Source organism: Megasphaera sp. An286 (assembly GCF_002163455.1).
Classification (GTDB): Bacteria; Bacillota; Negativicutes; order Veillonellales; family Megasphaeraceae; genus Megasphaera; species Megasphaera stantonii.
In genome coordinates this window covers 191,129-208,443 of sequence record NZ_NFIY01000001.1, presented here as the reverse complement: position 1 = coordinate 208,443, position 17,315 = coordinate 191,129, and the positions used below count along the sequence as shown (strand labels likewise).

General features: G+C 55.0%; 15 protein-coding genes. 6 read left to right on the top strand and 9 right to left on the bottom strand.

Annotation, left to right across the window (positions count from 1 at the left end):
• Positions 1-10 precede the first annotated feature (10 nt).
• From B5F80_RS00980 to B5F80_RS00970, 3 genes are all read right to left on the bottom strand, one after another.
• Complete coding sequence (locus B5F80_RS00980; protein ID WP_087476939.1) at positions 11-700, bottom strand: HAD family hydrolase; 690 nt, start codon at positions 698-700, stop codon at positions 11-13.
• Between the two features lie 141 nt (positions 701-841).
• On the bottom strand, positions 842-2,038 hold the full coding sequence (locus tag B5F80_RS00975) for an acetate kinase (protein ID WP_087476938.1): 1,197 nt from the start codon (positions 2,036-2,038) through the stop codon (positions 842-844).
• A 28-nt stretch (positions 2,039-2,066) separates the two neighbouring features.
• A complete protein-coding gene (locus B5F80_RS00970; RefSeq protein WP_232818840.1) occupies positions 2,067-2,606 on the bottom strand; it encodes a hypothetical protein in 540 nt (179 codons plus the stop codon).
• A gap of 222 nt (positions 2,607-2,828) precedes the next feature.
• Between B5F80_RS00970 and B5F80_RS00965 the strand changes: the two genes are divergently transcribed.
• The gene (locus B5F80_RS00965) at positions 2,829-4,046 is read left to right on the top strand and encodes a nucleotidyltransferase family protein (RefSeq protein ID WP_087476936.1); all 1,218 of its coding nucleotides are present in this window, start codon (positions 2,829-2,831) and stop codon (positions 4,044-4,046) included.
• A gap of 137 nt (positions 4,047-4,183) precedes the next feature.
• Positions 4,184-5,452: a sodium/glutamate symporter gene (gltS, locus tag B5F80_RS00960; RefSeq protein WP_239386275.1), complete on the top strand. Its 1,269-nt coding sequence runs from the start codon at positions 4,184-4,186 to the stop codon at positions 5,450-5,452.
• A 153-nt stretch (positions 5,453-5,605) separates the two neighbouring features.
• On the opposite strand, the gene B5F80_RS00955 is transcribed toward gltS, so the two are convergent.
• A complete protein-coding gene (locus B5F80_RS00955) occupies positions 5,606-6,415 on the bottom strand; it encodes a tetratricopeptide repeat protein (protein ID WP_087476935.1) in 810 nt (269 codons plus the stop codon).
• 194 nt (positions 6,416-6,609) lie between these two features.
• On the opposite strand from B5F80_RS00955, the gene clpB reads away from it, so the two are divergent.
• Positions 6,610-9,201 carry an ATP-dependent chaperone ClpB gene (gene clpB, locus B5F80_RS00950; protein ID WP_087476934.1) on the top strand — a complete coding sequence of 864 codons (2,592 nt, stop codon included), beginning with the start codon at positions 6,610-6,612 and terminating at the stop codon, positions 9,199-9,201.
• A 123-nt stretch (positions 9,202-9,324) separates the two neighbouring features.
• Complete coding sequence (locus tag B5F80_RS00945; protein WP_158099939.1) at positions 9,325-9,900, top strand: PepSY domain-containing protein; 576 nt, start codon at positions 9,325-9,327, stop codon at positions 9,898-9,900.
• A gap of 65 nt (positions 9,901-9,965) precedes the next feature.
• On the opposite strand, the gene nadC is transcribed toward B5F80_RS00945, so the two are convergent.
• The 3 genes from nadC to nadA are packed head-to-tail and all read right to left on the bottom strand — an operon-like array spanning position 9,966 to position 13,068.
• Positions 9,966-10,826, bottom strand: coding sequence for a carboxylating nicotinate-nucleotide diphosphorylase (gene nadC / locus B5F80_RS00940; protein WP_233127939.1), 861 nt, complete (start codon positions 10,824-10,826; stop codon positions 9,966-9,968).
• A complete protein-coding gene (locus tag B5F80_RS00935) occupies positions 10,823-12,133 on the bottom strand; it encodes an L-aspartate oxidase (protein ID WP_087476932.1) in 1,311 nt (436 codons plus the stop codon). The genes nadC and B5F80_RS00935 overlap by 4 nt, the downstream gene beginning before the upstream one ends.
• A 26-nt stretch (positions 12,134-12,159) precedes the next feature.
• Positions 12,160-13,068 carry a quinolinate synthase NadA gene (gene nadA / locus B5F80_RS00930; protein ID WP_087476931.1) on the bottom strand — a complete coding sequence of 303 codons (909 nt, stop codon included), beginning with the start codon at positions 13,066-13,068 and terminating at the stop codon, positions 12,160-12,162.
• 309 nt (positions 13,069-13,377) lie between these two features.
• On the opposite strand from nadA, the gene B5F80_RS00925 reads away from it, so the two are divergent.
• Positions 13,378-13,884 carry an S-adenosylmethionine decarboxylase gene (locus tag B5F80_RS00925; RefSeq protein WP_087476930.1) on the top strand — a complete coding sequence of 169 codons (507 nt, stop codon included), beginning with the start codon at positions 13,378-13,380 and terminating at the stop codon, positions 13,882-13,884.
• A 29-nt stretch (positions 13,885-13,913) separates the two neighbouring features.
• Positions 13,914-14,522 (top strand): HD domain-containing phosphohydrolase, encoded by a 609-nt coding sequence (locus B5F80_RS00920; RefSeq protein WP_087476929.1) that lies wholly within the window; start codon positions 13,914-13,916, stop codon positions 14,520-14,522.
• Here B5F80_RS00920 and B5F80_RS00915 read toward each other — a convergent pair.
• Positions 14,517-15,158: a ComF family protein gene (locus tag B5F80_RS00915; protein ID WP_087476928.1), complete on the bottom strand. Its 642-nt coding sequence runs from the start codon at positions 15,156-15,158 to the stop codon at positions 14,517-14,519. The two genes, B5F80_RS00920 and B5F80_RS00915, sit on opposite strands and share 6 nt — an antisense overlap.
• Positions 15,152-17,314: an ATP-dependent RecD-like DNA helicase gene (locus tag B5F80_RS00910; protein ID WP_087476927.1), complete on the bottom strand. Its 2,163-nt coding sequence runs from the start codon at positions 17,312-17,314 to the stop codon at positions 15,152-15,154. Before B5F80_RS00910 ends, B5F80_RS00915 begins: the two co-directional genes overlap by 7 nt.
• Position 17,315: the final 1 nt, after the last annotated feature.

Here is a 17,315-nt window from a genome sequence, read left to right as displayed (position 1 = left end):
CAGCGTCCTCCTATTCCGATTCGAGAAGGTCTAAAAACTCTTCCGGCTCTGGAAGCGTCTGCAAGAGCTTCCACGGTTCATGATGAGCCAGCTGTTCACAGGAATAATGGCCTGTCGCGACGGATATAGTCTTCGCGCCGATGGCCTTGCCGCACTGGATATCATAGGGTGTGTCGCCGATGACATACATTTCTTCCACCGCGTCGCCCCAGGCGTCCTTAGCCAGCCCATAGGCGTGGCGCGCTAAATCGTCGCGATAGTAAAAATTGCAGGCAAAGCCGGAATGGTCGAAATCAAAATAGGACGACAAGCCGAAAAAATCCAGCTTCATGCGCGCGCCGTGGACGCTGTTTCCCGTAAGAAGCAGCTGCTTAAAGGGCGGCCGGTCGGCAAAAAAAGCCAAAATATCGCGGACGGGCTCAAAGATCACGCTTTCTTCCCGCTTGACTTTAAGCCATTTCATCAGCTTCTTTTCATATTCCCGGCAAAACCAGCTCACTTCTTCATCTGTCGGCATGCGGCCCGTCGCTTTATACAGCAGCTGCTGGCAGATGTAATTGTCCGTCCGGCCGCCGGCAGAAATAGGCGGCACCGCCGCGTCTTCGCCCTGCATGGTATGGAAGACTTCTTCTATAGCGTATAATCCGGCCCTGCCCGTATTCAGCAGCGTGCCGTCTATGTCCCAGTATAACAGCTTCATCGTGTCACCTCATTAAAAATAGGGGCTGGAGCAGCATAGGGGAATCTAACTCCCTCTACCCTGCTCCCAGCCCCTGTTTTACGTTGCGTTAAAAACTACATGCAGCAGACGCGCCTTCCGGCCGACGCCAGATATGCCCTATTAGAGGTTCGATACGATGTCTTTCGTATCGCGGGCAATCATGATTTCTTCGTTCGTCGGGATGACGTACATCTTGACAGTAGAATCGTCCGTGCTGATCAGCGTGTCTTTGCCGCGGACATTGTTCCGTTCGGGATCCAATTTAGCGCCCAGGAATTCCAAGCCCTGGCAGATAGCGGCGCGGTCTTCAATGCCGTTTTCGCCTACGCCGGCCGTAAAGGTAATGACGTCGACCCCTTCCATGGCAACAGCCAATGCGCCGATCAATTTACGAACCTGATAGTGGAACATGTCGAGCGCCAGCTGAGCCCGTTCGTTGCCCTGGGACGCTGCGTCGCCGAGATCGCGGAAGTCGCTGGAAACGCCGGAAATACCGAGAACGCCGGATTTTTTGTTCATGAGAGCGTCCATTTCCTTCGTGGACAAGTTGTGTTTATCCATGACGTTGAGGACGATAGCCGGGTCGATATCGCCGCAGCGCGTGCCCATGAGTACGCCTGCCAGGGGAGTAAAGCCCATCGTCGTGTCGACGCATTTGCCGTATTTGATAGCTGCCAGGGAAGAGCCGTTGCCCAAGTGGCAGTTGATGATGCGCAGTTTTTCGACAGGTACGCCCATTACTTTCGCAACCTGGCCGGCTACATAGCGATGGCTCGTGCCGTGGAAGCCATAGCGGCGGATGCCGTCTTCTTTGTATAATTCATACGGAAGGCCATACATGAAAGCTTTCGCCGGCATCGTCTGATGGAAGGCCGTATCGAATACGCCGACCTGAGGAACGTTCGGCATAATAGCTTTGCAGGCGTTGATGCCGATGATGTTGGGCGGATTGTGGAGCGGAGCCATAGCGGAGCATTTTTCCAGGGCTTTCATGACTTCGTCCGTAATCAGCGTCGAGCAGGCGAATTCTTCGCCGCCGTGAACGACGCGGTGGCCTACGGCATCAATTTCATCCATCGATTTGATGACGCCGCATTCTGCGTCTGTCAAAATATCCAATACGAGCTTAACAGCAACTTGGTGATCCGGAATAGACTGCTGGATTTCTTTTTTCTGGCCATTCCATTTATGGGTCAGCAAAGAATCGGACAAGCCGATTTTTTCGACAACCCCTTTTGCCATGACTTCTTCATTGTCCATGTTTACCAACTGGTATTTCAAGGACGAGCTTCCGCAGTTTACAACCAATACGATCATGCAATTTACCCTCTTTCATTTTCTGTAATTATTTTATTTGGCCAAAAATATACTCGGTCACTTCCTGTCCCATGCCGTCGCCTTGACGGTACATGTACATGACGTGCCAAATTTGACCGTTATCTTCAAAGAAGAGACTCTGTACGACGAGATCGGATACTTGGCCGTTCAGGGGTTCGCGGTACGTATACTCCCCTTTCACGGCCGGTCTTCCGCCGGCTGTCGTCGGAGTGATCTTCGTTTGCAGATCCGAAATATCCGGCGTCTGTTCCAGCATGGCCACGTCGCGCTCGGCTGCCATCTGCGGCGTCATTTCACCGGCAGGCTCCGACATCACGATCAGATTCAGGTGCTTGTCGTTGTTGACATACATCATGGCGCCGCTGCCCTGCCGTCTGACATGGGCTAAATCAAAGGGACTCAGGAGATATACTTCCGAATCGCCGGCCTTCAGCTGGGCGTATCCAAAGCTGTATTCCTCCATCATCGTAGCGCCGCCGCAGCCGGCCAGAAGCATTGCCGCCGCCGTCATCGCCGCAACAGATAAGGTTTTCCATCGTTTCATCATACAACCACCTAATTTTATGCTTTCTCCAGACTACGTTCATTATAGCATATTCCGCTTTTGATAAAAAGGGAAATATGAGGACAATCATGAATTCCTGTCATGCCTTTTATACAAGCATATTAGCCATATTATTCTACTCTATTTTTTATTTCAATCGCCCTTCATCGTAGTATATAATAAACAATACATTAGAAACTCAAACGTCAGATAAAGGAGACTATTATGAACCGCATTGCCGTCATTGCAGAATACAATCCCTTTCACAACGGCCATCACTATATGCTTCGCACCCTGCGCAGCCGTTTCGGCAGCAGCGCGCCGATCGTCGTCGTCATGAGCGGCTCTTTCGTCCAGCGCGGCGAGCCGGCCTTATTCGATAAATGGACCCGGGCGTCCTGGGCATTGGACGGCGGCGCCGACTGCGTTGTCGAGCTGCCGGCCCTCTACGCCTTGTCCAGCGCCGAAGGCTTTGCCGCCGGCGCCGTCCGGCTGGCGGCCCGCCTCGGCTGTACCCATCTGTCCTGCGGCGTAGAAGACGGTACGGCCGACGATTTTCATCGCCTCGCCCAGGCGTCCCTTGCAGTCCTCGACGATTTCCGCCCCGGCCAAACAGGGCTGACCTACGGCCAGTACGTCAGCCAGGCCACGGCCAGTCAGACTACGCCGGAAACGGCGGCGCTCCTCGGCGAGCCGAACGCCCTGCTGGCCCTGGAATACGTCAAGGCGATTCATCGCTACGCGCCGTCTTTCGAATTCGTCCCCATTCTCCGGCAAGGAAAACATGACGGAGCAGACTTAACCGGCCCCTTTGCCAGCGCCTCGGCGATTCGCCGCGAGCTGCAGGCCGGCCGCCTTGAAGATGCCGCGCCGTATCTTCCAGCAAAGGAGCTGGCCGACATAGGCCGTCTCCTTTCTCAGGGCCAATACGCCGACTACAGCCGCTACGGCGACTGCATCCTGTACCGCAGCCGCCTCCTCTCGCCGCAGGAACTCCTCGCCTTGCCGGCCTTTTCGGAGGGCCTGGAAAACCGCTGGCAACGCTGCCTTCTGCAATCGACGTCCTGGCCGGAAGCGCTCGACGCCTTGAAGACGAAGCGCTACGCCTACAGCCGCCTGCGCCGCATGGGAGCCTATACGGCCCTTGCCGTAAGCCGCGCCGATATGGAAAAAGCCTACCTCGAAGGGCCCCAATACGGCCGTGTATTGGCCTTGTCGCCCCTCGGCGCGTCCGTCTTAAAGGAAGCGAAAAAAGAAATCCCCATCATTACGAGGCTGCGGACAGGCCTGAACCGCCTTTCGCCCTTCGGGCAGCGAATGATCCAGTACGATATGCGGAGCACCGATATACAATCCCTGTGCTTCCGCTCGCCGTCCGGCCGCGGCGGCCTGAAAGATTATTACGCCTCGCCTTCCATGAAAAAGTCCATATTTCGCCAGTAATCTTTTTTCTTCCCATGCAGTCCGCATTAATATTTGTATATTCTGCAAAAATTTGCTATGATGTACTATGTTATTATTTTTATTTCATATCCCAAAATCAAATTTTATAATCAGGGAATTGGAAGGGGTTTTGCAGCATGGGGATATCGTTAAATCTAAATATTTATCAAACCTTGGCGGCCGCCATCATCGTATATTACGTCGGCGTGTTTCTGCGCGTCAAGCTGGGCTTTCTCCGCAAGTATTGTATTCCGGCTCCGGTAGTCGGCGGCATCTTATTTGCAATCCTCAACTGCGTCTTGTACACGAACGGAATCTGGACGTATGAGCAGGACACGACGATGCAGAATATCTGCATGATGCTTTTCTTTACGAGCGTCGGCTACACGGCCAGCCTAAGCCTGATCAAGCGAGGCGGCGTCCTCGTATTCAAGATGGCCGTAATCACGACAGTTTTGATTCTCTGCCAAAATATCATCGGCGTAGGATTGACCAGCGTCTTCGATTTGAATCCCCTCATGGGGCTTGCGACAGGTTCAATTCCCCTCGTCGGCGGCCACGCTACGTCGGCGGCCTTCGGCCCGGTTCTGGAAAAAATAGGCCTTGAAAACGGCACGACTATTTCCGTCGCCGCAGCTACCTTCGGTCTCGTCGCCGGCGGCATCATCGGCGGCCCAGTCGGCGAACGCCTCGTCCATAAATTCGACCTGCACAGCAGCGCCGCTGCAGAACGCCTCGACCCGGCCGCGGCGCAGCCGGAAGTAGAAAAGCTGGAAGCCGCCGCAGCTGATAAAGAAAAAGCCCATGAAGCCATCGAGCAGGAACAAAAATCAGGCCAGACGATTAACAATCACCGCTTCATGAACGCCATGGCCCACCTCTTTTTAGCTATGGGCCTGGGCACGTTAGTCAGCAATTTCTTCGTCAGCGTCGGCCTCGTCTTCCCGGCCTACATCGGCTCTATGCTCGTCGCCGCCGTCATCCGGAATATTGCCGACTTCACCCACGTCTATCCCGTATACCAGCGGGAAAGCGAGGTACTCGGCAACTTAGGGCTGACCATTTTCCTGACCTGCGTCCTCATGAGCCTGAAACTATGGCAGCTCGGCGCGCTGGCCCTTCCGATGATCGTCCTCCTGCTGACGCAGACCGTCTTCATGGCCCTGTTCGCCTACTTCATCGTCTACCGCACTATGGGCCGGAACTATGAAGCGGCCGTCATGTCGTCAGGCGTCTGCGGCTTTGGCCTCGGCGCAACGCCGAACGCCATCGCCAATATGACGGCTATGACGGAGCTCTTCGGTCCGGCGCCGACGGCATTCTTCGTCATCCCCCTCATCGGTTCGCTCATCATCGACCCGGTCAACGCGTCGATTCTCATGATATTCATCAATATTTTGATTTAATATAATTACAGCAAACAGGCTGATGCAGCATCAAGGAATGTTCTGCATCAGCCTGTTATTATTTTATATAATTCTTCATTTACAGTGCCGTATTATCTTAATGGCAGCATGGTATAGGTTAAATCCAGCGCAGGTTCCAATGGCAATGTCTTCTCATGGCTTCTCCAACTCATGAAGCAGATTGTGCCAGTAGGCTGCCTGTTGTATATCCTGCCGCACGCCTTCGCCATGCTCCAGGGCGTATATATAATTCTTAATTCCCTCTGTATAGCCGCTGGCAGCCGACAGGGCAAACCAATACGCCGCCTGCTGCAAATCCTGGGCGACGCCGCGGCCGTCGCGGTACAGCTGGCCTAAATTATTCTGCGCCGGCCCGTCGCCGGCAAAGGCCGCCTGCTCGTACAGGGCCGCCGCCTTCGCTTCGTCCTTTTCGACACCCTTTCCCATTTCATATAGATAACCTAAATTATTTTGGGCAATAAAATTTCCCTGCGCCGCACCTTGAGCATACCAATAGGCTGCCTGCTCGTAATCGGCCTCGCCGGTATAGCCAAATTGATACATGATGCCGGCATTGCACTGCCCGTCGGCGTCGCCGTTCCGTCCGGCCTGTTCGTACCAAAATAAAGCCGCCTTATAATCTTGGGGCACGCCGCAGCCGATTTCATATAAATGTCCTAAATTATTGGCCGCCGGCCCATGTCCCTGCAGAGCCGCCTTCTTATACCAGCTGCCGGCCCGTTCATAGTCCTGCGGCACGCCCAATCCCTGTTCGTATTGATAGGCCAGGTTATACTGTCCTTCAGCCCAGCCGCGGCGGGCCGCCATGCCGTACCAATAGAAAGAGCGAGCTAAATCGTCTTCATCGCCGTCAAAAAAATATACGTCGCCAAGGCGGCACTGCGCTTCCGCATCGCCCTGAAAGGCCTGCTTTTCCAAGGCCAAGAGATTTTCTTCTTTCATATACTACCCCTTCTCTCTCATCCTATTGGCATTGTACGGAAGGGATTTTTTATTGTCAAGATAGATCTTCTTCGTTTTTATCTTTTGTTCTATTGACTTTTTGACTTTTATAGGTATAATGATACTTGAGCATATACAAATACTCGCACACCATATTACGTTATGAATCGCCTGTAATATAAGGAGGTCTTATTATGGGAAATGAAAAATACACGCAGAAAGTAATCGACGCGTTTCAGTCAGCCCAGCAAATCGCCGCGCTGCACTATAATCAGGAAATTTCTTCCGTCCACATGCTCATGGGGCTCGTAAAGGAACCGGAAGGTCTTCTCTCCACGATTTTCTCCGAATGCCATACGGATTTGCCCATGCTGCAGGCCCGTTTGGAACAAATGCTGAAAAAGATTCCCTCTGTCAAAGGACAAAGCCAAATGTCCATGTCGACGGAAATGGTCCGGGTCATCGGCAAAGCCCAGCAGCTGGCGGAATCCATGCACGACGACTATATCAGCACGGAACATCTCCTCATGGGCATCGTCGAAGAAAGCAGCGACGATATGCAATCCTTGTGCCGCGAATTCGGCCTGACGAAAAACAACATTATGACCGCCGTGAAGGCCAACCGCAAGAGCAACGTCAATACGGACAACCCGGAAGGCAATTATAAGGCCCTGGAAAAATACGGCCGCGATTTGACGGCTGCCGCACGCCAGAACAAGCTGGACCCGGTCATCGGCCGCGACGACGAAATCCGCCGTACTGTCGAAATCTTGTCGCGCCGCCGCAAAAACAACCCTGTCCTCATCGGCGAACCGGGCGTCGGCAAAACGGCTATTGTCGAAGGGCTGGCCCGCCGCATCGTCAGCGGCGACGTACCGGAATCGCTGAAAAATAAGACGCTTTACTCCCTCGACATGGGTTCTCTGATCGCCGGAGCTAAATACCGCGGCGAATTCGAAGAACGACTCAAATCGGTCTTAAACGAAATCGCCAAATCGGACGGCCAGATCCTCCTGTTCATCGATGAAATCCATACGGTCGTAGGAGCCGGCGCGTCTGAAGGCTCCATGGACGCCGGCAACATCTTAAAACCGATGCTGGCCCGCGGCGACCTGCGCTGCATCGGCGCGACGACGCTGAACGAATACCAGAAGTATATCGAAAAGGACGCCGCCCTGGAACGGCGCTTCCAACCCGTCATGGTCGACCAGCCGAACGTAGAAGACACGATTACTATCCTCCGCGGCCTGAAAGAACGGTATGAAATCCATCACGGCGTCCGCATCCGCGACAAGGCCCTCGTAGCCGCCGCCGTACTGTCGGACCGCTACATTTCCGACCGCTTCCTCCCCGATAAGGCCATCGACTTAGTCGACGAAGCCGCCGCCAAGCTGCGCACGGAAATCGAATCGATGCCGACGCCTATCGACGAATTGCGCCATAAGATCATGCAGCTGGAAATTGAAGAACAATCGCTCACGAAAGAAACGGACGAAGCTTCAAAAGAACGGCTGGCCAAAATCGTCGAAACAAAAGACGAACTGAAAGAAAAAGAAAGCCAGCTCAAAGCCCAGTGGGATGAAGAAAAACAGTCCATCCTCCGCACGCAGGCCATCAAAAAGGAAATCGATTCCGTCAGAGGCCAGATGGAACAAGCGGAACACAACTACGATTACGCCAAGGCGTCGGAATTAAAATACGGCAAGCTGCCTGAACTGGAACAAAAGCTGAAGGACCAGGAAGCCTATTTGGCAGAACATCAGGATTCGCAGCTCTTAAAAGAAGAGGTTGGTGAAGAAGACATCGCCCAGGTCGTCAGCCGCTGGACAGGCATCCCCGTCACCAAGATGCTCACCGGCGAACGGGAAAAACTGCTCCACCTCGACGAAACCCTTCATAAACGAGTCGTCGGCCAGGATGCGGCCGTCCAGGTCGTCAGCGACGCCATCATGCGGGCCCGCGCCGGCATCAAGGATCCGAACCGCCCCATCGGCTCGTTCATCTTCCTCGGCCCGACAGGCGTCGGCAAGACCGAACTTGCCAAAACCCTGGCCGAAGCCCTCTTTGACGACGAACGGAACATCATCCGCATCGATATGTCCGAATACATGGAAAAACACACCGTGTCCCGCCTCATCGGGGCGCCTCCGGGATACGTCGGCTACGATGAAGGCGGCCAGCTGACCGAAGCCGTCCGCCGCCGTCCCTACAGCGTCATCCTCCTCGACGAAATCGAAAAGGCCCATCCAGACATCTTCAACGTCCTCCTGCAGATTCTCGACGATGGCCGGCTGACTGACGGCAAAGGCCGGGTCGTCAACTTCAAGAACACCATCATCATCATGACCAGCAACTTAGGCTCTCATGAAATCCTCGAATCGCAGAATTTTGAAGAAGCCGACAAAAAGGTCCGCGACTTGCTGAAGCAGTATTTCCGCCCGGAATTTCTCAACCGTGTCGACGACATCGTCGTCTTCAAGGCCCTGCAGAAAGAACAGGTCAAAGATATCGCCTCCATCCTTCTGGAACGCCTGGGCGAACGGCTGGAAAAGCAGGTTAAGATTCACCTTACGTGGAGCGACGAAGCACTGCAGGCCCTGGGCGATCAGGGATTCAACCCGCAGTTCGGCGCCCGTCCTCTCCGCCGCCTCATTACCCATACGGTAGAAACGGCGCTGAGCCATGACATTATCGCCGGTACGGTACGCGAAGGCGATACCGTCGCCATCGGCTTTGACGGCAGTGAATTTACCTTCACGCCTATGCGCCGCCACGAAGACAACTAACTAAGACTAGGACAAGAAAGGCCGCAGCACCCTAACAGATGCTGCGGCCTTTTGCTGTAAACGCGTTGTCTTTTTTCCCTATGGGACTATAATAAAAGTATATTTTGATGAGGAGGAATGATCATGAATCGAAGCACTATTGCCTGCTGTCTCCTGGCCTTGGCCGCCCTGCTCTCCCTGAGCGGCTGCGGCCAGACGGCGGAATCTGCAGCGGCAAAGCCGACAGCGCAGCCAGTTCCCGCATCGCAGCAGCGCGCCGCCGACATCAGCGCCGATGACGCCCTGTCCATCGCCTTGGATCATGCCGGCGTTTCTGCAAATCAGGCGTACAATGTAAAAATAGACCGCGACAGGGACGCCGCCATTCCCGTATACGACGTGGAATTTGAAACGGATTACGGCGACTACGATTTTGAAATCGACATGCACAGCGGAGACATCGTCGGCTCCGATTACGAAGTCAAGAACGAATGGGCCCGCCGTCAGGACAGGCATCCCGTTTCCATGGACGAAGCGAAAGACATCGTCTTATCCAAGGTGCCCGGCGCTTCGCCGCAGGACGTGCAGATCTGGCGCGAGTCCGACGACGGTGCGCCGCGCTATGAAGGACGGCTTTTCACCGGCACGATGTATTACGAATTTGAAATCGACCCGGACACGGGCATTATACTGGATTGGAATGCCGATAAGAGAAAATAGGCCAGCACACAAAAACAGCGTCTCCGCTCCTTTCGCCGAGACGCTGTTTTACTATGCAAATGAAATTACAGGCGATGAAGATGCTTTAAGGACAAATCCAAAATCGGCGCAGAATGGGTCAAGGCTCCGCTGGAAATATAATCTACTCCTACATCCTTCAGCTTGCTGATGTTTTCTTCTGTTACGTTGCCCGAGCATTCCGTTTCCGCCCGGCCGTCGATGATAGCCACAGCTTCCTTCATCATATCGTGCGTCATGTTGTCGAACATGATAATATCGGCGCCGGCTTCGACGGCTTCGCGCACCATGTCGAGGGTCTCCGTTTCCACTTCTATCTTGCGGACGAAGGGGGCGTAGGCCTTGGCCATGGCAACGGCTTTCGCCACCGAGCCGGCTGCGCCGATGTGATTGTCCTTCAGTAAAATGCCGTCGGACAAATTGTAGCGGTGGTTGCAGCCGCCGCCGACGGTAACGGCGTATTTTTCCAAAAGCCGCATATTCGGCGTCGTCTTGCGCGTGTCGAGTAGCTTAATACCGCTTCCCTCCAGCAGCTTGACGACCCGGTTTGTGTACGTAGCCACGCCGCTCAGGCGCTGCAGATAGTTGAGCGCCACCCGTTCGCCTGACAGCAGCGCCCGGATATCGCCGCGGATGACGGCCAGCTTCTGTCCCTTGGACACTCTGTCGCCATCTTTGACATAAAAGGTAAAGTCCGTCTCTTCATCCAGCAGCGTAAACACTCTGGCAAAGACCGGCAAGCCAGCGATGACGCCGTCGGCCTTGCTGAGCAGCTCTACTTCGCCCAGGCAGGCTTCGGGCATGACGGCGTTCGTCGACACGTCCTCGCTGCTGATATCTTCCTGCAGGGCCATCATCAATATCGGATCTACATGCAGCTTCATCGTAATCGAATTCAGTTCATTCATTGTGCACTCCGCTCCCGTTCCATTTCTTGTAATACTTCGGCCTTATACTGCGCTGCCAGCGTACGTTCTTCCTTTTTCAGCGCCTGAACAGCCCGTTCGCCGAGCCATTCAAATTCTCCCTCTGGACGCGCCGCCGGACGCCGTATCTGCTGGCTAACCTGCCCGGCAGCCCGTTCGGCAAAGACCAAGCTTTCCAACAGCGAGTTGCTGGCCAGGCGGTTTTTACCGTGCACGCCGTTGCAGCTCGTTTCACCAACGGCGTATAATCCGTCCATCGTCGTCTTGCTGAAAGAGTCGACGTGGATGCCGCCCATGAAGTAATGCTGGGCCGGTACGACGGGAATCCAGTCCTTCGTTACGTCGAAGCCCTCTTCCAGGCATTTCTGATAGATATTGGGGAAATGGCGGAAAATCGTGTCTTTTCCGAGGACCGTCATGTCCAGCCATACGTAGGGCATGCCGTCTTTGGCCATTTGCTTGCGGATTTCCGCCGTCATCACGTCGCGGGGCAGCACCTCGCTGGCAAACCGCCGGCCGTCCTTGCCGTACAGCCTGGCCCCCTCGCCGCGGACAGATTCGGAAATCAAAAAGCTTCGGCCGGGATGAGTCGTATACAGCGACGTCGGGTGAATCTGCACGTAGTCGATATGCTCCAGAGCGATGCCGTGCCGGCGGGCAATGGCAATGGCGTCGCCCGTCAGGTGGGGAAAATTCGTAGACCTTTCGTACAATCCGCCTACGCCGCCGCTGGCTAATATCGTCTTGGCAGCTTCAATGGCCATGTATCCGCCTGCTTCATCCCGGGCGATAATGCCGAGACACCGGTTATCCTTGGCTACCAAATCGATCATCGTCGTATATTCCAGAATCGTCACATTCGGCAGGCCGCGCACGGCGGCCAGCAGCTTGCTGGTAATTTCTTTCCCCGTCACGTCTTCATGGTAAAGAATCCGCGCTTTGGAATGACATCCTTCCCGCGTGTAATCCAGCTGCCCGTCCTTCATGGCGAAATCCACGCCCCAGCGGATAAGCTGGTCGATGACGCTGCGGGAGGAACGAATCATGATGTCGACAGACTCGCGCCGGTTTTCATAATGGCCGGCTTTCAGCGTATCTTCCATGAAGCTGTCATAATCGTCTTCGTCGCGCAGCACGCAGATGCCGCCCTGAGCCAAATAGGAATCGCTGTTTTCTGTCTGGTCTTTCGTAATCATCAGCACCTGCTTGTCCGTCGGCAGGTGGAGCGCCGCAAAGAGCCCGCTGGCGCCGGTCCCTACGATCAGCACGTCCGTATTTATTATCTTCATACCTATTCCCTCTTTATCAAATCGCCTTATTCAGCTAATTCCAGCATGCGGTCCAGCGAACGAAGCGCTTTTTCCCGCACTTCGTCGGACACGGTAATTTCTCCCGTCCCGTCGCGCAGGCACTGCAGTACCTTTTCCAGCGTCACTTTCTTCATATCTTCGCAGACCCGGCCTTCCATGACGGAATAAAACGTCTTTTCCGGATACCGCTTCGTCAATTCGTACATAACGCCGTCCTCGGTCCCGATAATGAATTCGTCGGCTCCGGCTTTTCCGGCATACTCGATAATGCCGGCCGTACTGCCGATGTAATCAGCTAAGGCCAAAACTTCTTCCGGGCATTCGGGATGAACCAAAAACAGGGCCTTGGGATGCTGTTCCTTGCAGGCCCGTACGACGTCCGGGCGGACGCCGTTGTGCCGGGGACAGTAGCCGTCATTGCACAGGATATGCTTTTCCGGAACCTGCGTGCTCACGTAATGCCCCAGATTTTTATCGGGAATAAAGAATATATTGCGCTGCGGCAGCTTCTTGACGATGTGCACCGCATTGGACGACGTAACGCACACGTCGCTGTGCGTCTTAATCTCCGCCGTGGAGTTCACGTAGCATACGACGGCCAGGTCGTCGTACTGCCGGCGCATGTCTTCTACGGCCTTCGCCGTGACCATGTGCGCCATAGGGCAGTCGGCCGTGCTGTCCGGCATGAGGACCCGTTTCTGCGGATTGAGGATTTTCGCGCTTTCTCCCATGAAACGTACGCCGGCGAACACGATCGTCTGGGCGTCAGTCTCTTTTGCCTTCTTGCTCAAGTAAAAAGAATCGCCGACGTAATCGGCGACGCGCTGTACGTCGTCGGGCACGTAGTAGTGAGCCAATATGACGGCGCGTCGCTCCTTTTTCAGCCGGGCAATTTCCTTTTCAATCAATTCCATTGCAATCCCCTTTCTCTTCATCGTTTACCTGCTATTATAGCATCAAGCATTTACAGCTGACAAGACAATGAATGATATTTCTTTTGCCGTAAAACAGAAGGCATATTCAGCATAGTTTTATGACATTTTGATATGTTAACCATAGGCATCTCTTGCCCGATAGCTTCGGAGGTCGCATTTTTACGTATATTTTACGATAATAGAAAATACTTATAGTATCTCCGTCCTTATTTCCATTTGGAAAACTGCGTTTACAAGGCGGAAAAAACAGTATATAATGAGCTGTACTAAACTAACGGGTGGAAATTCATGGCTAATACATTAGGAAAACATTTACTGATAGACTTTTACAACTGCAAGGCAGAACTGACGACGAACGACGAACTGCAGAATCTGGTAAAAAAGGCCTTCGAGCCTGTCGGCGCGCCCATCGAGGGCATCACGCTGTACCATGACGACGCGGAGGAGCTCGTCTGTATCGGCGTGTCGAAAAACGCCCATCTCTGCATCCACATTTATCCCCAGCTGGCTTACGTCGCCGTCGACATTTACAGCTTCAACAACGACCTCAACGCCAGCCACGTCATGAGCACGCTGAAGGTCATCTTAGGCTCCGACCGCATCAAAGCTACGAGCATCCGCCGCGGCGACTTCGGCTCGCTCCGCGACATGCGGCCTGCCCGCAAATCGAAGATTACGACGGTCCGCCGCATGAAGAATACGGGCTCCCGCATCAAAAAAACGAGCGCCAGGATGTTTAATATCCTGCGCCATCCGCAAAAAATGCGCCGTTCCCGGCGCATAAAAAAGAAGTAATATAGTATTGAAGAAAGGTTTTGTCCGTCATGTACATGGTATCGCTGAAACAGGCCGCCGGCATCGGGATGGAGGAAATGAATTCCCTCGACACGATTACGGCGGAGCTGCTCAAATTCATACAACTGAAGAACCAACGGCTGTATATGCACTCTCTCCAGGTTGCCAACTACAGCGTCAGCATCGCCGCCAAGCTGGCTCTTCCCAAAAGTGAAATTGAGCAGATCAAGCACGCGGCCCTGCTGCACGACGTCGGCCTTCTCTTCGTTTCCAATACGCTGCTGGCAAAAATCCCTTATCTCAACCGCCGGGAAAACGCCCAGTACAAGCGCCACGCCGCGGCGGGCGGCAACATGCTGGAAAACATTCCCTGCTGTCAGGATATCGTGCCGTATATCCGCTATCACCACGAACGGTGGGACGGCTCGGGATTTCCCAAACACCTGCGCGGGGCCAATATTCCCTTCTGCGCCCGCATCATCGCGGTCGCAGACTACTACGACCGCATCATCAACCCGTCGACAGAGCTCTGGGCCAAGACGAAGCAGCAGGCCGTCCGCGAAATGTTCAGCGCTTCAGGCATCCTCTTCGACCCGGAAGTCGTCAAGGCATTTATCGAAACGTTAGGTCAATTATAAGGCGCCGCTGGCAACGACGAATCCCGTCACGCTGGCAGCGCCTTTTTTATGCAGCGCGTAAGCGCAGGCTTCCATCGTCGTCCCCGTCGTATAAATGTCGTCGACCAACAGAATATGCTTTCCCCGTACCTCAAACGAGCCTTTGACTTCAAAGGCTCGTTTTACGTTGTCAGCGCGGTCCGCCTTGTCCAGATGCCACTGGGCCTGAGTCGAACGGACGCGCTGCAGGCCGTCTTTCCATGGCCAGCGCTGTTCCGCCCAGGAGCGGAACAATACTTCCGACTGGTTGAATCCCCGCTTGCGCTCTTTTTCCGGAGCCAGGGGCACCGGCACGACGCAGTCGATATGCCCCAGCCGCTCCGGCCAAGGAAACTGCGTCAGCAGTTCCTCCGCAGCCCGTTCGTAGCGCACGGCCCCGTCATATTTAAGCCGCTGCAGCATCGTCCGGACAGGCCCGCGGTAATCGCACAGGCAGTAACAGGCGGCTAGGCGGCTTTCCCGTTTCCGCGCGAGCCGGCGCGGACGCCAGACTGCCCCAAAACAGGAAGAACACCACTGGCCATGACGGCTTACGGCAGCGCCGCAGCCAGGACAGCGCGGCGGATACAACAGGTTCAGCAGCCATTCCTTCAGCATATTTCTTCCTCCCTCAGCCGCTGAGCCAGCAAGGTAAAGCGCCGGCTCGTCCGCACGTTTTGAACGGCCGTGCGCAGGGCCGCTTTCGTACCGACGAGAATGACCTTGCCCTTGGCCCTCGTAACCGCCGTATACAGCAGGTTCCGCTGCAGCATGATGCCATGGCTGTTGACGAGCGTCATGATAACCGTATGGTACTCGCTCCCCTGGCTCTTATGAACCGTTATAGCATAGGCCAGGGTAATTTCATCGATTTCCTGCCCTTCGTACTTGATGTCCTGCTCCGGATAGCGCACGTACACGATGTCGTCCTGCACGGCAAAAATCTCACCGATGTCGCCGTTAAATACGCCCTTGTCATAGTTGTTCTGCTTCTGCATGACCTTATCGCCTGTACGGAAGGTCATCTTTCCCGCCTTATGCTCTCCCTTGCCTTTTTGGGGCCCGTTGACGGCGGACTGTATGACGGCGTTTAAATTATCGACGCCGCAGGGATTTTTATACATAGGCGACAGCACCTGCACGGCGAACTTATCGCCGGCCTCTGCCGTTTCCGCCGCGTACAGCCGGCAGATCACGTCTGCTCCCTGCTCTTCCCGTTCAATTTCCACGAATCGGAATTCCTCGTCTTCATTGACTACGGGCAGGCCGCCGCCGTTGATGAGATGGGCGTTCGTCACGATGCGTCCCCCTTCTTTCTGGCGGAAAATCGTCTGCAGCCGCACGACGGGGAGTATGTCAGACTGAATAATATCGTGAAGGACGGCGCCAGCTCCGACCGACGGCAGCTGATCGGCGTCGCCGACGAGGATGCACCGGCAGTGCGGGCTCAACGCCTGCAGCAAGTGATACAGCATTTCCATATCCAGCATGGAAACTTCGTCGACGATGACCAAATCGGCAGGCAGCTGCTTCGTTTCGTTGTATTCGAAAACCTGCCGGCCGCCGGCAAAGCCTTCCGGCACGAGAAGGCGGTGAATCGTCTTAGCCTTGCGCTCCGTCGTTTCGGCCAGGCGCTTCGCCGCCCGCCCCGTAGGCGCGCACAAGACGATGCGCAGCCCTTCCTGCTCGGCCAGGCGGATAATCGCCTGCACGACCGTCGTCTTGCCGGTCCCCGGGCCGCCGGTAATGACCAGCATTCCCGACTGCAGGGATTGGGATACGGCTTCGCGCTGCCCCTCGGCCAGCTGGAACTGACACGACTCCTGCCAGCGGTCTAAAAACAATTCCACATGCCTTCGCGGCTTAGGCGGCGTATACGCGGCCATTTCCCGGATCCGCTCGGCAACGCCCCGTTCTTCTTCATAGGCCTGCAGCGTATACACATAGGTCTCTCCGCCGTAATCATCGGCACAAAGCTGCCCCATGGCGAGCGCTTCAGTCAGCACATCCCGCAGCATCAGCTGTTCCGCCCGCAAGATGAGGGACGCCCGGTAGACGAGCTCCCTATCAGGAATACATACGTGGCCGTTCTGCGTCATGTCCTGCAGGACATACGTCAAGCCCGCCGCCAGCCGCTCCGGCGACTGCGGGTCCATGCCGTACGCCAAGGCAATCTGGTCGGCCGTTTTAAAGCCGATGCCGTCTATTTCGGCAATCATGCGGTACGGCTCCTCTGTCAGCACATACAGGGCTTCTTCGCCGTATTTCTGCACGAGCCGCGCCGCATAGCGCCCCGACACGCCGTGGGTCTCCAAATCCAAGGCCAGGTCGTTGACCTGCTTTTCTTCATAAAACGATTCAGTAATGACGGCCAGCTTTTTCGCGCCGATGCCTTCGATTTCCAGCAGGCGTTTTGGTTCCTTTTCCATGACGGCCATCGTCTGGCTGCCGAAGGCCGATACGATACGGCGAGCCAGAGACGGTCCAATGCCCTTTACGGCGCCCGACGCCAAAAACCGCTCGATGCCGTCGGCCGTATCGGGAATGAGGCGCTTCCACGCCGACGCCGCCATTTGGCGGCCATACTTTTTATGCTGGGTCCACCGGCCCATGATTTCTATGCGGTCTCCAACCAGCGGCTTCGGGCCGTTTCCCGTAACCGTCAGCAGGGACTCGTCGTCTTCGCGCCGAATGCGGAAGACTATATAATCCGAATCGGGGGCCTCAAACAAAACGCGTTCTACCGCCCCCTGCACCGTTTCCATATCTGCCATA